The 14428-nt window shown below is 40.7% G+C and carries 17 protein-coding genes; 14 read left to right on the top strand and 3 right to left on the bottom strand.

The features are described from left to right. Positions 1–134 precede the first annotated feature (134 nt). The 13 genes from secY (at position 135) to prfA (ending at position 8836) form a co-directional block, all read left to right on the top strand. Positions 135–1448 (top strand): preprotein translocase subunit SecY, encoded by a 1314-nt coding sequence (gene secY / locus ANA_RS06165; RefSeq protein WP_015079195.1) that lies wholly within the window; start codon positions 135–137, stop codon positions 1446–1448. Continuing rightward, entirely contained in the window at positions 1448–2002 is a 555-nt protein-coding gene (locus ANA_RS06160) for an adenylate kinase (protein ID WP_015079194.1), read from the top strand. Before secY ends, ANA_RS06160 begins: the two co-directional genes overlap by 1 nt. A 424-nt stretch (positions 2003–2426) precedes the next feature. Further along, on the top strand, positions 2427–2651 hold the full coding sequence (infA, locus tag ANA_RS06155; protein WP_006276978.1) for a translation initiation factor IF-1: 225 nt from the start codon (positions 2427–2429) through the stop codon (positions 2649–2651). A gap of 116 nt (positions 2652–2767) precedes the next feature. After that, positions 2768–2881, top strand: coding sequence for a 50S ribosomal protein L36 (rpmJ, locus tag ANA_RS24220; RefSeq protein WP_015079193.1), 114 nt, complete (start codon positions 2768–2770; stop codon positions 2879–2881). 106 nt (positions 2882–2987) lie between these two features. Further along, positions 2988–3368, top strand: a complete 381-nt coding sequence (gene rpsM, locus ANA_RS06150; protein ID WP_015079192.1) for a 30S ribosomal protein S13 — start codon at positions 2988–2990, stop codon at positions 3366–3368. A gap of 54 nt (positions 3369–3422) precedes the next feature. Continuing rightward, positions 3423–3818 carry a 30S ribosomal protein S11 gene (gene rpsK / locus ANA_RS06145; protein WP_015079191.1) on the top strand — a complete coding sequence of 132 codons (396 nt, stop codon included), beginning with the start codon at positions 3423–3425 and terminating at the stop codon, positions 3816–3818. Between the two features lie 206 nt (positions 3819–4024). After that, the gene (locus ANA_RS06140; RefSeq protein ID WP_015079190.1) at positions 4025–4969 is read left to right on the top strand and encodes a DNA-directed RNA polymerase subunit alpha; all 945 of its coding nucleotides are present in this window, start codon (positions 4025–4027) and stop codon (positions 4967–4969) included. A 35-nt stretch (positions 4970–5004) separates the two neighbouring features. Continuing rightward, on the top strand, positions 5005–5355 hold the full coding sequence (rplQ, locus tag ANA_RS06135) for a 50S ribosomal protein L17 (protein ID WP_015079189.1): 351 nt from the start codon (positions 5005–5007) through the stop codon (positions 5353–5355). 85 nt (positions 5356–5440) lie between these two features. Continuing rightward, positions 5441–6274, top strand: a complete 834-nt coding sequence (gene truA, locus ANA_RS06130; protein ID WP_015079188.1) for a tRNA pseudouridine(38-40) synthase TruA — start codon at positions 5441–5443, stop codon at positions 6272–6274. A gap of 100 nt (positions 6275–6374) precedes the next feature. Then, positions 6375–6827: a 50S ribosomal protein L13 gene (rplM, locus tag ANA_RS06125; RefSeq protein WP_015079187.1), complete on the top strand. Its 453-nt coding sequence runs from the start codon at positions 6375–6377 to the stop codon at positions 6825–6827. Continuing rightward, positions 6827–7243, top strand: coding sequence for a 30S ribosomal protein S9 (gene rpsI, locus ANA_RS06120; protein ID WP_015079186.1), 417 nt, complete (start codon positions 6827–6829; stop codon positions 7241–7243). Before rplM ends, rpsI begins: the two co-directional genes overlap by 1 nt. 116 nt (positions 7244–7359) lie before the next feature. Continuing rightward, positions 7360–7614 carry a 50S ribosomal protein L31 gene (gene rpmE, locus ANA_RS06115; RefSeq protein WP_015079185.1) on the top strand — a complete coding sequence of 85 codons (255 nt, stop codon included), beginning with the start codon at positions 7360–7362 and terminating at the stop codon, positions 7612–7614. Positions 7615–7735: 121 nt separating this feature from the next. Continuing rightward, positions 7736–8836 carry a peptide chain release factor 1 gene (prfA, locus tag ANA_RS06110; protein ID WP_015079184.1) on the top strand — a complete coding sequence of 367 codons (1101 nt, stop codon included), beginning with the start codon at positions 7736–7738 and terminating at the stop codon, positions 8834–8836. Positions 8837–8950: 114 nt separating this feature from the next. On the opposite strand, the gene ANA_RS06105 is transcribed toward prfA, so the two are convergent. From ANA_RS06105 to ANA_RS06095, 3 genes are all read right to left on the bottom strand, one after another. Continuing rightward, complete coding sequence (locus tag ANA_RS06105) at positions 8951–9451, bottom strand: 2TM domain-containing protein (protein ID WP_015079183.1); 501 nt, start codon at positions 9449–9451, stop codon at positions 8951–8953. Positions 9452–9733: 282 nt separating this feature from the next. Next, the gene (locus tag ANA_RS06100; RefSeq protein ID WP_015079182.1) at positions 9734–10633 is read right to left on the bottom strand and encodes a M48 family metallopeptidase; all 900 of its coding nucleotides are present in this window, start codon (positions 10631–10633) and stop codon (positions 9734–9736) included. A gap of 630 nt (positions 10634–11263) precedes the next feature. Beyond that, a complete protein-coding gene (locus tag ANA_RS06095) occupies positions 11264–11668 on the bottom strand; it encodes a helix-turn-helix domain-containing protein (RefSeq protein WP_015079181.1) in 405 nt (134 codons plus the stop codon). Between the two features lie 291 nt (positions 11669–11959). Here ANA_RS06095 and ANA_RS06090 point away from each other — a divergent pair, with 291 nt between their 5' ends. After that, complete coding sequence (locus ANA_RS06090) at positions 11960–13834, top strand: bluetail domain-containing putative surface protein (protein WP_015079180.1); 1875 nt, start codon at positions 11960–11962, stop codon at positions 13832–13834. Positions 13835–14428: the final 594 nt, after the last annotated feature.

Genomic DNA, 14428 nt, shown 5'->3' with positions numbered 1-14428 from the left:
GATTAGGATGATGAATGTGATTAGGGTAATCATCTTCATCAAATAAATCACAAAAATCACAGTTCAGACGGCTTAATCATCTTCATCATAATGAATCACGTAAATCATAGTTAGGACTTCAAAGGTAAAACTCTATGATCAGTCGAGACAAAGCCCCAACAGCTCAAGAAACTTTTATGCAGATGGCGCAAGCAGCCGGACTGAGAGGTAGGCTGCTTGTCACTGTCGGTATTTTAATTTTGGTTCGCCTGGGTATCTTTTTGCCTGTCCCAGGAATTGATAGACCTAAGTTTGCTGAAGCTATATCGGGCAACAATTCCATCTTTGGTTTATTGGATATATTCTCTGGGCGGGGACTCTCTACTTTAGGTGTCTTTGCTTTAGGGATTTTGCCCTTTATTAATGCGTCCATTATTATCCAATTACTCACTTCTGCTCTGCCATCTTTAGAAAATCTCCAGAAAAATGAAGGCGAAGCAGGTCGGCGGAAAATATCACAAATTACCCGCTATGTGACTGTAATTTGGGCAATTATTCAAAGTGTGGCTTTTTCGGCATTATTTCTCCAACAATTTGCCAAAACACCAGGTCCGATATTCGTAGCAGAAACGGCGATCGCTCTCACTGCTGGTTCAATGTTCGTCATGTGGGCATCTGAACTGATTACAGAACGGGGTATTGGTAATGGTGCATCTTTGTTGATTTTTGTCAACATTGTGGCATCTTTACCCAAGTCTCTCGGCGATACCATTGACTTGGTACAAGTTGGTGGACGGGAAATAGTCGGGCGCGTCATCGTTCTTGTAGTGGTTTTTATGTTCACAATCGTGGGTATTGTGTTCGTACAAGAAGGAATGCGCCGCATCCCCATTATTTCTGCCCGTCGTCAAGTAGGTAGAAGAGTTTTAGCAGAACAGCGGAGTTATTTACCCCTACGTCTCAACTCTGGTGGGGTAATGCCGATTATTTTCGCAGCCGCAATCCTGAGTTTGCCACTTTTAGTCGCCAATTTCACTAAGAATCCCGAATTAGCAAACATTGTTAATACCTATTTAAGTCCAGGTGGTTCTGCACCTTGGGTATATGCTCTCGTTTACTTAACTTCCATTGTTTTCTTCAGCTATTTCTATTCTTCGTTGATTCTCAACCCAGTAGATGTGGCTCAGAATTTGAAAAAAATGGGTTCTAGTATTCCCGGTATTCGTCCCGGAAAAGCTACTAGTGAGTATATTGAACGGGTGACAAACCGACTTACTTTTTTAGGAGCTATCTTTCTAGGTTTAGTGGCAATTATTCCCACGGCCGTAGAAAGTGCCTTAAAAGTTCCCACCTTTAAAGGACTGGGGGCAACATCTTTGTTAATTTTAGTCGGTGTGGCAATTGATACGGCTAAACAAATCCAAACTTACGTCATCTCTCAGCGTTATGAAGGAATGGTGAAACAATAGTGACGCGATTAATCTTCTTGGGACCACCGGGTGCTGGTAAAGGAACTCAAGCTCAAACCTTGGCTGCATTTTTGCAGATTCCCCATATTTCTACAGGTGACATTTTACGTCAAGCTATTCAAGAGAAAACAACTTTGGGAATGCAAGCCCAAAGTTTCATGGATAAAGGCGAATTAGTCCCCGACAAATTAGTAGAAGATATGGTGAAAGAACGCCTGCAACAATCAGATACTAAAACAGGTTGGATTTTGGACGGCTTTCCTCGTAAAGTTACACAGGCAGAGTTTCTAGCAGAATTACTGAAAAGTCTAGGACAGGGTGGTGAAAAGGTAGTTAATCTGGATGCACCAGATGAAACTGTCATTACTCGGCTACTAGGACGCGGACGAAAAGATGATACTGAAGAAGTGATTCGTCGGCGCTTAGAAGTTTACCGCGATGAAACTGCACCCTTAATTAACTATTTTACAGATCGCCAAAAACTCCTCACAGTCAACGGTAATCAGTCCCAAGAAGAAGTTTTTACTGATTTGAAAAATATCATAGCTGCTTAAAGAAACTCAGGGGCAGCGGTCTATGTCGGCAGAGAGAAAAAATTTTTCCATTGCCTTATTACCTCGCCCCTATCTTCCAAGCCAGGCGCGAGTCAAATCTTGTTCTTCTCACAAGTGATAAAATTTGACTGATAGGTGTAACACAAATTAAATGCACCAAAAGCAGCCAATCAAAAAAGTTAAAAATTATCTTCAAAAGTCCCTAGGGCATAGGGCTTTAAAGCTCAGTTAATGTCCTCGTAGAGGAGTCGCTGAGAAACCCATACTCACCTGTTCGCGCAAGCGTGCCCCAAGGCATAAGGGAGTGTGTGGAGTATGTCACCTAAGATGTATTAATAACTGTTGATATATTTCTCCAATTATGCTCTTTATGCCCATAAAAGTGTACAAGGACAATAGGAGATTGTTGAGTTGAGGAAAAAACTTGTCTAAGCAAGATTTAATTGAAATGGAAGGGACTGTCACCGAATCGTTGCCTAATGCAATGTTTCGTGTTGACTTAGATAACGGCTTTAATGTCCTGGCACACATTTCTGGGAAAATTCGCCGTAATTACATCAAGATTTTACCTGGCGATCGCGTCAAAGTTGAATTAACACCCTACGACTTAACCAAAGGTAGAATCACCTATCGCCTGCGGAAGAAATAAAATCAATAACAGAGAATCTTACCATACATAAATCAACTGGTCTTTTTCTAGTTACATAACTGAAATATTTCTTCTAGAAATGCTATAATTTACTATTTGGAGTCAATTTTAAAGGCATGAAAGTCAGAGCCTCAGTTAAGAAAATTTGTGAAAAGTGCAGCGTGATCAAGCGTCGTGGTCGCGTGATGGTGATTTGTGAAAATCCCAAACACAAACAACGCCAAGGATAGAAACTATCTATCAAAGCAAAGTTAAACCCGCGACCATGAAATGGCTAAAGCCACAAAATCGCACTTTGCTAACTGCAACTACGAAAACAATAGGGAGAGATTCATTGTGGCACGGATTTCCGGCGTAGACCTTCCCCGCGATAAGCGTGTAGAAATTGGTCTAACATACATTTACGGAATTGGCTTAACTAGATCACATCAAATTCTCGCAGCTACTGGCGTAAATCCAGATATCCGCGTAAAAGACCTATCTGATGCTGATGTAGCTGCCCTCAGAGGAGAAATCGAAAGCAACTATCAGGTTGAAGGAGATTTACGTCGTCTAGAAGGACTAAATATTAAACGTTTAGTTGACATTGGCTGTTACAGAGGGCGTAGACACCGCATGGGCTTACCAGTGCGTGGACAAAGAACCCGTACCAACGCTAGAACCAGACGCGGTAGAAGACAGACAGTGGCTGGTAAGAAGAAAGCCCCTGGCAAATAACTTTTCTAAACTTGCTGCAATTAGCAAGTTGTACCTTAAATTCACTAAAGAAATATGGCCAGACAACCAACGAAAAAATCCGGGAGCAAAAAGCAGAAACGGAACGTACCCAATGGGGTTGCCTACATTCAGTCTACCTTCAACAATAGCATTGTCACGATTACCGATCAAAATGGAGATGTTATCTCCTGGGCAAGTGCTGGTTCTAGTGGATTTAAAGGGGCAAAAAAGGGAACTCCCTTTGCTGCACAAACCGCTGCTGAAAGCGCAGCTAGACGAGCCACAGACCAAGGAATGCGGCAAATCGAAGTCATGGTGAGTGGTCCCGGTGCAGGTAGAGAAACCGCTATTCGGGCGCTTCAAGGTGCAGGATTGGAAATTACACTCATTCGAGATATTACCCCAATTCCCCACAACGGTTGCCGTCCACCCAAGCGCCGTCGAGTTTAAACAGAACCTATTGGGTAATCAAGCCAAAAGCTAGAACCCTTGGGAAATCATCAACAATGCCCTCTGTGGCTGGTAATTTTGAACTATTTTCCCCAAGCGAATACTTGTTGAATTTAGACGCGTGGGGTAAATAAGTTCGCTTTCAAGAAAATTTGAGAAGCAATTAATTTGTCTTCTAGCAGCACCTTAACAAGGGAGGCTACTCCGTGGCTCAGTTTCAAATTGAATGTGTAGAGTCTAATGCTGAGGAAAGTCGGAGCTATTACAGTAAGTTCGTTCTAGAACCCCTAGAGCGCAGTCAAGGGACAACTGTTGGTAACGCGTTGCGGCGGGTTTTACTTTCTAACTTAGAAGGGACATCAGTAACAGCGGTGAGAATTGCTGGTGTTAGCCATGAGTTTGCGACAGTTCCAGGGGTAAGAGAAGACGTACTAGAAATCCTCATGCGAATGAAGGATGTCATTCTCAAGAGTTATTCTTCTCAACCCCAAATTGGTCGCTTACTCGTGAACGGCCCAGCAACAGTTACTGTAGCGCATTTCGACTTACCTAGTGAAGTAGAAGTGATTGACCCGACCCAGTATATCGCCACCATTGCTGAAGGTGGAAAACTGGAAATGGAATTTCGGATTGAGAAAGGCAAAGGCTACAGGACTGTAGAACGAGGCAGAGAAGAAGCCACATCTTTGGATTTTCTCCAAATTGACTCAGTGTTTATGCCCGTACGGAAAGTCAACTATAGTGTTGAAGAAACCCGTGACGATGGTTCTTTGAAAGACCGACTACTGTTGGAAGTATGGACTAATGGTAGTATTTCTCCTCAAGAAGCACTATCATCTGCCGCTGGAATTTTGGTAGATTTATTCAACCCATTGAAAGATATCTCCTTAGAACCAACGGATACAGGTTCAGATATCCCAGATGATCCCACCGCGCAAATTCCGATTGAAGAATTACAGTTATCTGTCAGAGCTTATAACTGTCTCAAACGCGCTCAAGTAAATTCCGTAGCCGACTTATTGGATTACACCCAAGAAGACCTTTTAGAAATCAAAAACTTTGGTCAAAAGTCAGCGGAAGAAGTAGTGGAAGCTTTACAGCGTCGCTTAGGTATTACTTTACCTCAAGAAAGAAGCTCTAAGCCTAGCTAAATCAAAACCATTAATAATTCACTCTTTGCATTATTATGCGCCATCGTTGCCGAGTCAAAAAACTTAGTAAACCAGCGGATCAACGTCGCGCTCTTCTCAGAGCTTTGACAACAGAGTTGGTACGTCATGGTCGAATTACTACAACTTTAATCAGAGCTAAAGTTGTCCGCAGTGAAGTAGATAAAATGATTACCCTAGCTAAGGATGGCTCTTTAGCATCACGTCGAAAGGCGTTAGGTTATATCTACGACAAAACCCTGGTTCATGCACTATTCGAGCAAGCCCCAACTCGGTATGCTGACCGTCAAGGTGGTTATACTCGCATTCTGCATACCGTCCCCCGTCGCGGTGATCATGCTGAAATGGCGATTATTGAACTAGTTTAAAGTTATTAGTCATTAGTCATTGGTCATTGGTCAGTAGCAAATAAAAAACAACTGACAACTGACAACTAACGACTGACAAACAACTATGTTAGAAAGCAGCCAGCATAATTCTACTCAGCGAGTAGCCTTGGTTATTCAGTACATAGGTACTCATTTTCACGGCTGGCAAAGACAAAAAGGACAGCGCACTGTCCAAGAAGAGATAGAAACAGCTATAGCCACTGTTCTAGGGTATCATGTGACACTCCACGGAGCAGGTAGGACTGATTCTGGAGTCCATGCTGCCGCTCAAGTAGCCCATTTTGAAGCTACAGGTTCAATTCCTGCTCACAGGTGGGCAAAGGTTCTCAATGGCTATTTGCCCCCAGGGATATTAATCAGGGCATCAGCAGGTGTAAGTGAAAGTTGGCACGCTCGTTTTAGCGCAGTTTACCGACGATATCGCTACACTATCTACACTGAAAATTTACCGAATTTATTCGCGCAACCTTTCAGTTGGCATTATTATTATGCCCCCTTGGATGAAGCCTTAATTACATCTGCCCTGAAACCGCTACTGGGAAAACACCATTTATCTGCTTTTGAACGGGCTGGGTCAGCGCGATCGCATTCCTGGGTAGAAGTGCAAGCTGTAGAATGCCGTCGTAGTGGAGCATTTATCCATATTGAAATTCAGGCTAATGGATTTTTATATGGCATGGTGCGGCTATTAATCGGAATGGTAGTACAAGTAGGTTCTGGTCAGCGGACTCTAGATGACTTCACCGACATCTGGCAACAAGAACGCCGGGAAGAAGTGAAATATTCTGCACCTGCTCACGGGTTATGCTTGTTGAGAGTCGGTTATCCCGATTTTCCCTTTCCGCCAAAAATTTGGTATGACACCCAACCATACCTAGTCATGGGTCATGACAATTGACAATTGACAACTAACAACTGACAACTGACAATTGACAACTGACAACTGACAACTGACAACTGACAATTGACAACTGACAACTGACAACTGACAAAAAAAAATGACTAAAACCTACCTTCCCCCTCAAGCATCTATTGAGCGCGATTGGTACTTAGTAGACGCTACAGATAAACGTCTGGGTCGTCTTGCTACCGAAGTTGCAATGATCCTCAGAGGCAAAAAGAAACCTGAATTTACACCCCATATGGATACAGGGGATTTTGTCATTATTATCAATGCTGAGAAAGTGGCAGTTACAGGTAAAAAGCGCACCCAAAAAGTTTACCGTCGTCATTCCGGCCGTCCTGGTGGAATGAAAACAGAAACTTTCGCTAAGTTGCAACAGCGCTTACCCGAAAGAATCCTTGAACACGCTATTAAAGGTATGTTACCTAAAAATAGTTTGGGTAAGCAATTATTTACCAAGCTGAAAGTGTATGCAGGCCCAACTCATCCTCATGCAGCACAACTACCCAAAGAAATCACAATTAGTACAATTCCTGGAGAAAATTAATGCAAGTAGCAGAAACTACTAGCGGTCGTGCCGTTTACTGGGGTACTGGTCGCCGTAAATGTTCAGTTGCTAGTGTCCGTCTAGTTCCCGGTGAAGGGAAAATGACTGTTAATGGCAAAGATGGAGATTTGTATTTCCAATTCAATCCCAACTACTTAGGAGCTATTAAAGCACCTTTGGAAACATTGGGATTAGAAAGCGAATACGACATTTTGGTGAAAGCCGAAGGTGGTGGCTTAACTGGACAGGCTGATTCTATTCGTCTAGGAGTTGCCCGCGCTTTGTGTCAACTTGACCCAGATAACCGTTCACCGCTGAAAACTGAAGGCTATTTAACTCGTGACCCACGAGCTAAAGAACGGAAGAAATACGGTTTGCACAAAGCCCGCAAAGCACCTCAATACTCCAAACGTTAAGATAGGAGTCAGGAGTCAGGAGTCAGGAGTTCAGAAGGAAAAACTTTTACCCAGTCCCCAGTCCCCAATCCCCAATCCCCAGTCACAATTTATATAGATTCGCAACCAAAAAAACAATGGCTAAACCTGATATTCATCCCAAATGGTATCCAGACGCTAAAGTCTACTGTAATGGTCAAGTTATTATGACCATTGGTGCTACCAAACCCGAATTACACGTAGATGTTTGGTCTGGAAATCACCCCTTTTACACTGGTACTCAGAAAATGATTGATACTGAAGGCCGTGTAGAACGCTTCCTCCGTAAATATGGTATGTCCAGCACTCAAACTGAAACTGAAACTCAAACTGGCGACGATAATCAAAAGTAGCTGGTTGGCTGTAACTATTGATAGCATGGCGGAAGCCATAGACGACCCTGCATAGTGCTGGGTCGCTTGTCATTTAATGCAGTAGCCCACTTGTTATTTTTTAGGAGCTTATGTAGTCATCATGGCAGAAATATATTTACTGGATAAACTTAAATCTGTTGAACAAACATTTAATGAATTAACACGCCGTTTAGCCGATCCTGATACCGCTAGTAATCCTGATGAGTATCAAAAAATTGCCAAGTCTCGTTCTTCCTTGGAAGAGGTAGTTGATACCTATGAAACTTGGAAAACAACCCAAGATGAATTAGTAGGAGCGCGTCAGATCCTCAAAGAGTCAAATAGCGATCTAGAGTTGCAACAAATGGCAGCATTAGAAGTCAGCGAACTAGAGGAAAAGCTGGAATATCTGGAAAATCGCTTAAAAGTGTTGCTGATACCCCGTGACCCCAACGATGACAAAAACATTATGTTGGAAATTCGCGCTGGTACTGGTGGTGATGAAGCTAGTATCTGGGCAGGGGATTTACTGCGGATGTATTCTCGCTATTCTGATGTCCAAGGTTGGAAGGTGAAGCTGGTCAGCGAATCTTCGGGTGAAATGGGCGGGTATAAGGAAGTAATTCTAGAAATTCAAGGTGATAGTGTTTACAGTAAACTGAAGTTTGAATCTGGTGTACATCGTGTACAGCGCGTACCAGCAACGGAATCTGGGGGAAGGGTTCACACTTCTACTGCTACTATAGCAATTATGCCAGAAGTGGATGAGGTGGAAATCCATATTGACCCGAAAGATATTGAAATGAGTACGGCGCGTTCTGGTGGTGCGGGTGGACAAAACGTGAACAAGGTGGAAACAGCCGCTGATTTGTTCCACAAACCGACTGGGATTCGGATTTTCTGTACGGAAGAACGGAGTCAGTTACAGAATAAGGAACGGGCGATGCAAATTCTCCGGGCTAAGTTGTATGAGTTGAAATTGCGAGAACAACAGGATGCTGTGACTTCCATGCGGCGCTTACAAGTGGGTACAGGTTCTCGTTCTGAAAAAATTCGCACTTACAATTATAAAGATAGCCGGGTGACTGACCATCGTTTAGGTCAAAATTTTACCCTTAACCCTATTTTGGAAGGTGATATAGAGACGGTAATTCAATCTTGTATATCGCAAGATCAACAAGAACGGTTAGCAGAATTAGCCGCTTCTGGTTCTAGTAGCTAATTTACCTCATAAATATCTTAGAAAACCGCTTGTTGTTATTTTTTGCACCCACAGGCGGTTTTCTGATGAGCATAGAAAATAGACGATATTGAGTTTTTTAACTGTATCTAAAGTTTAAGGACTAAATACCTTAAACCATCTATTTAGAACTGTATTGATTGTTTGTTTAATTTGATGGTTGCGATTCCATCTTTGAAAGGCGATTTCGTAATCTTCACCTTGGGTTTGAAAAGTATTCCAAATATCTAAGGATATGGCTAATCCGCAACCTAGTAAGATATAAAGTGACCAAGAAAGACCGCCACTAATGGCATCCATTGCTAGGAAAAAAATATTAATAATTGCGTAATTTCCTAACCGTTTCTTAAATTTACTTTGACGATAAAGATTAAAAGTTTTACGTTGTTCAACTTCGCTTTGTTTGACTAACCAATCTCGTTCCGCTTGTTGCAATGTATCAGGTGATATTTGTAACTCTGTGGCAATTTCCACTATCTGCTGATAAGAAAATTCTTGATCATTATCGTCTACTTGACGGGCGATCGCTAATTGCAGAATTTGCTGGACATCATCTTGACTGTAGGAACGCAGGCTGTCAGAGTTAAATGCTGTCATAATTGTTACTCAAATAATAGTTTTAATAGAGAACCACGCTACCATCAGCAATATTTACACCATTTCTAGGTTAGCAAATTTAAACCAATCTGGTGTTCAATTAGTTATGGTTGGGAAAAAGATATATAGCCGTTATTAGATGAGGCAAGGGCGCAGGGGCTGCGCTCCTACGGGTTTTCAAGCAGCATTATTATGAAAACTTTTTTATTCATCTCCTGTGGAATCTAATTTAGCCACGCATAAGAGATTATTCAAGGCAATCGTTAATCATACATATATCCATTACCAAGAAGTCAAAAAATTCCATCCTTCTTTTTCGTCTCCTTCCTCTTCTCCTTTTGAAGTGTTGACATTTTCTCCTTGAAGTACATGATTGTATTCTCCTGAATCAACCCATTTTAATAATTCCCCTGTCCGCATAACTAACCAAGAAAGATTAGAATCTGAATAACTTAATATTTTCGTAACTTGATCTAAACTATCAACACTATTAGCAGCAAATTCGCGGGATTGAACGAGGAAATCTTCGATCACATGAGGAGTTAAATACTCTTCTGGCAAACCTGCAAGTTTCATCAGTGCGGTAGTTGCCACATCAATATCCTGACAAGCTAATAAACCAGCCCGGTCAGCAGTGAACTTTGCCATCATTACCCAATTATATAACGCTAATTCTACACCACTAGCTATCAATCCTCCTAACCCTAATGTGGTACTGCTTAACCACATTTTCAATGCTGGCATCACAATTGATATTTGATGATAAATTATATGCTGACTTTTAATGCGAGCAATTTCATATCCAAAAATAAACAGTAATTCATCATAATTTAACCATTCCATTGCTTCAATATTGATACCAATAATAGGTTTTTCTACGCCAATAATATAGGTTCTAATATGTCCTGTCCCTCGAAATAAATACAATTCAGGAATAGTTGTCACATCAAGAATTTGGCAAGCTTCTAATAATGGTTGATACAATTGGGGAAAATTTCGCGGTGTGACTCTGATTTCACTAGCAATACTTTGTAATCTCAGTAAACGATCAATACCATATTCGTTGACTTTTTTGAGCAAAGGAGAGATACCGGGCATACTTTGTAAAGAAGCTAAGGCTTTTTTATCGAAGGGGTGTTCGTAGGCTGTTGAACTAAGTCCAGTTAATATTTTTTTGGTCATGGGTAGTAATTTTAATTAAATCGGTTGATTCGATAGATTCGATAGATTTTATAAAAAAGATAAAATCCAGGGAATAAATTCCCTGTCTCATAGCTAAAGTCGGTTAAAACCGACTATTTTTTCTTTATTTATGCTATTGAGAACATGAAATTTGATTTTTAGTTATAGGACTTTCGCAAAACAGAATCAAATTGTAGGTAATAACCTGCGGGAAGCAAGCTACATGAATTACCCTTAGAGGATGTTTGAAAAGTTTTGAATGTATGGACTGACTGACCCCTCTCCAAACCTCTCCCCTGCAAGGGGAGAGGCTTTAAAACCCCCATTCCCTTGCAGGGAAGGGGGGTAGGGGGGTTAGGTTTTTGGAGATTACGGGTTTGATATAATACTTTTCAAACAACCTCTTACACAAGAATAAGGTTTATGGCTGCACCACGCAGGGTATTAGCCACATTTTACGTAATTCGTAAGTTAATTATAGTTTTTATTTTTAAAGGATTATTACCATATAAATTGCATATACTCAAAACGGCTTGATTGTTTGATTCTAAACGTAGGGGTTTAGCACTGCTAAACCCCTACACATCTGGGTTCTTTGTCATTTGGCAAAAGTTTAAATCTCACCCGTGTTTAGTATAATTGGTATTTTTGTTCATCTGTTCCCCGCAGTTGTTTTGATTGCAGTAGAGAAAAGGCTGTTTCTGATGAACCCAGTAATCTCAAGGAACGTACTGATGATGACCAGTTTTGCAGTAAGCTGATTTGGTTTTTTTTACGTATTTGTGCGTGTGCGGGAGAGGGGGTGGATATTACTTCAACATTGGTAGTAATTTCTCGCCAATCTAGATTTAATCTGCGACATAGTTCTTCAAAGTTGGCATAACTAACAGGTTTACCAGTCAGGAAGTTGCTAATTGTCGCTAAGGACAATCCGGTATCATTAGCCAAGGCTCTTTGGTGGGGATAGCCATTGTGCGTGAGTGCTATTTTAACTTTGTCAATGTGGTCATTATTAACGCATAGTGATCTTGACATTGCTTATCCTGGGTTAATTTATAACATCATCAGTATATATTGGATTGTCTAATTATATCTTACGTATATTCTCATCTTTATGCCGGTTAAAGATGTGGCATAGTGAATTATATTTTTAACTACGGACTATGTATTAATAAAGTTAAGTTATAAGTCACGATAAGTCAGTGCTTCTCAGTACGTAAGTCAGTATAAGGTTGGTTAGACTGGAGCTAGTGTGTTTTACTAGCAGTGCTTGGAAATAGCAATCGGATAATTTCATCTACCAAATTATTAAAGGAACATCATCTAATGTTTAACTACAATGGCAGCCAATATACTTTAACCAGTTATGGAACATGGCAAGAAGCTCAGGCTCAGGCACAGAGTTTAGGCGGAAATCTTGTCACCATTAACAATCAAGCAGAGCAGGATTGGTTAGTCAGTACCTTTGGTGTTAATCAAACGCTGTGGATTGGTTTAACAGATGAGGTGACAGAAGGCACATTCAAGTGGGTGAGTGGTGAAATATCTACTTATACTAACTGGCTTCCCGGTGAACCAAATAATGGCTGGGATGGAGAAGATTATGTAGAAATGAATTTTGGTTCTCCTGGTAAGTGGAATGATTCTTCGAGTAACCAATTCCGCAGAGGCATTGTTGAAATCACATCTCCCACTTATACCCCTATCGAATCAACTGGCAACACCAAACTAGTTAAAGATATAACAGATAAATACTTTACCCAAATAGGGACAAATACCCCAATCGCTATCAAAAACGGTGGACAACAAATCTTCCAAAATATTTACCCCGGATGGCAAACCCTAGCAGCGGAAACTGTAAATGGTGAAAACCAAGTTCTCTGGAAAAATACTGCTGGAAACTATCTGCATATTTGGCGTTTAGATAATAACTGGAATCGTGTTTCTTCTGAAGGACAATTTGCATTAAATTCTGCGGCAGCTTTCACTCAAGAAACTAATTTTGGCATAGATACCAATGGTGATGGTATTATTGGCAGTCCTTACACCACAATTGAATCATCAGGTAACACTAAATTAGTCAAAGATACCGCCAATAAGTTCTTTGCCCAAGTGGGAGAAGGTATCCCAACTGCTATTAACAATGGTGGACAACAAATCTTCCAAAATATTTACGCAGGATGGCAAACCCTAGCAGCGGAAACCGTCAATGGCGTTAATCAAGTTCTTTGGAAAAACATTTCTGGAAACTTCCTGCATATCTGGAATTTAGATAATAACTGGAATTGGGTTTCTTCTGAAGGACAATACGCATTCAATTCTGCGGCGGCTTTCACTCAAGAGACTAATTTCGGCATAGACGCTAATAGTGATGGTGTGATTGGTAGTCCTGCTGGCAATCCTTACATTCTCATTGAATCATCAGGTAACACTAAATTAGTCAAAGATACCGCCAACAAATTCTTTGCTCAGGTGGGGCAAGCTATCCCAACTGCTATTAAAAATGGTGGAGTACAAATCTTCCAAGATGTCTACGCAGGATGGCAAACCCTAGCAGCGGAAACCGTCAATGGCGTTAATCAAGTTCTTTGGAAAAACATTTCTGGAAACTTCCTGCATATCTGGAATTTAGATAATAACTGGAATTGGGTTTCTTCTGAAGGACAATACGCATTCAATTCTGCGGCGGCTTTCACTCAAGAGACTAATTTCGGCATAGACGCTAATAGTGATGGTGCTATTGGCAATCCCTCTAGTCTGACTTTGACAGGTACTAGTGGTAATGACTTCCTCGTCGGTGGTACAAATAATGATGTTCTCACTGGTGCGGGTGGTAAAGATACCTTGACTGGTGGTTTAGGCAGCGATAAATTTGTCTACCAAAATCTTACTGATTCTCTCCTAGCTAATTTTGATGTCATCACTGATTTCAACGCTACTCCAGGTAATGATTTGTTCCGTGTTTCTACGGCATTAGCTGGATTTGTGGATGTGGGAGCAGTTAATACTCTAGATGCTGCTGGTATTGGGGCAAAATTAGCAGCCTTTGGTTCAAATTACGCTGCTCAATTCAGTTTCGGGCAAAAAACCTTTGTGGCTATTAATGACGCAACCGCAGGGTTTAATGCTGCTAATGATGCCATCATTGAAGTCACAGGATTAACAGGAACATTGAATGTTAATAATTTTGTGATTGTTTAGGGGATATTCAGCAAACCATCCTGTAATTGATGCGATATGTGGGGGTTTAGCACTGCTAAACCCTTACATATATCGAAGTTAAGGTAATTCATGTTGATTTAACACTAAAATTAATAATATTGACAGGTTAACTATCACGTTTTCGTCAAATTGTCAATAGTAAATTTTTACTATCTCTCAAGTTAGATCATTTCTGAGCAAATTCATGGCTAAAATTGTTCAAGGAATAGCTATTAATTTTGTAAAGTTTTGTATCGGACTGGGAGATTGATTTCTGGAACTACTGTCAATAAAGGGTTTGAGACTAACATCTTTTTAAAGATCAAAAATTGACAATGGTAACCCAATTATGAAATTCTCCGAAATTATAGCAAATCGCGGAAAGTATTGCAACCTCGTTGATAAATAGAAAAAATTCTCAATTAATTATTAAGAAAATCTAAAGGCAAATTACTATAAGTTATAAATATCAAAAGTATTCTTAGTTTAGGATAATTTTAACTTATGATAAAGCGACGAAAACTGATATATCTGAGAAAGAACGCTGGGGATTAAACTATGAGCATATTATTGGATTATAGCGTTTGCAGTAGC

Source organism: Anabaena sp. 90, assembly GCF_000312705.1.
Lineage (GTDB): Bacteria > Cyanobacteriota > Cyanobacteriia > Cyanobacteriales > Nostocaceae > Dolichospermum > Dolichospermum lemmermannii.
This window is presented reverse-complemented; position numbering and strand designations above follow the sequence as displayed.

Bases quoted from the DNA above. Each gene is read 5' to 3' on its own strand.
- secY (WP_015079195.1), top strand. From the start codon at position 135: ATGATCAGTCGAGACAAAGCCCCAACAGCTCAAGAAACTTTTATGCAG.
- rpmJ (WP_015079193.1), top strand. From the start codon at position 2,768: ATGAAAGTCAGAGCCTCAGTTAAGAAAATTTGTGAAAAGTGCAGCGTG.
- rpsK (WP_015079191.1), top strand. From the start codon at position 3,423: ATGGCCAGACAACCAACGAAAAAATCCGGGAGCAAAAAGCAGAAACGG.
- rplQ (WP_015079189.1), top strand. From the start codon at position 5,005: ATGCGCCATCGTTGCCGAGTCAAAAAACTTAGTAAACCAGCGGATCAA.
- truA (WP_015079188.1), top strand. From the start codon at position 5,441: ATGTTAGAAAGCAGCCAGCATAATTCTACTCAGCGAGTAGCCTTGGTT.
- rplM (WP_015079187.1), top strand. From the start codon at position 6,375: ATGACTAAAACCTACCTTCCCCCTCAAGCATCTATTGAGCGCGATTGG.
- rpsI (WP_015079186.1), top strand. From the start codon at position 6,827: ATGCAAGTAGCAGAAACTACTAGCGGTCGTGCCGTTTACTGGGGTACT.
- rpmE (WP_015079185.1), top strand. From the start codon at position 7,360: ATGGCTAAACCTGATATTCATCCCAAATGGTATCCAGACGCTAAAGTC.
- prfA (WP_015079184.1), top strand. From the start codon at position 7,736: ATGGCAGAAATATATTTACTGGATAAACTTAAATCTGTTGAACAAACA.
- ANA_RS06105 (WP_015079183.1), bottom strand. From the start codon at position 9,451: ATGACAGCATTTAACTCTGACAGCCTGCGTTCCTACAGTCAAGATGAT.
- ANA_RS06100 (WP_015079182.1), bottom strand. From the start codon at position 10,633: ATGACCAAAAAAATATTAACTGGACTTAGTTCAACAGCCTACGAACAC.
- ANA_RS06095 (WP_015079181.1), bottom strand. From the start codon at position 11,668: ATGTCAAGATCACTATGCGTTAATAATGACCACATTGACAAAGTTAAA.
- ANA_RS06090 (WP_015079180.1), top strand. From the start codon at position 11,960: ATGTTTAACTACAATGGCAGCCAATATACTTTAACCAGTTATGGAACA.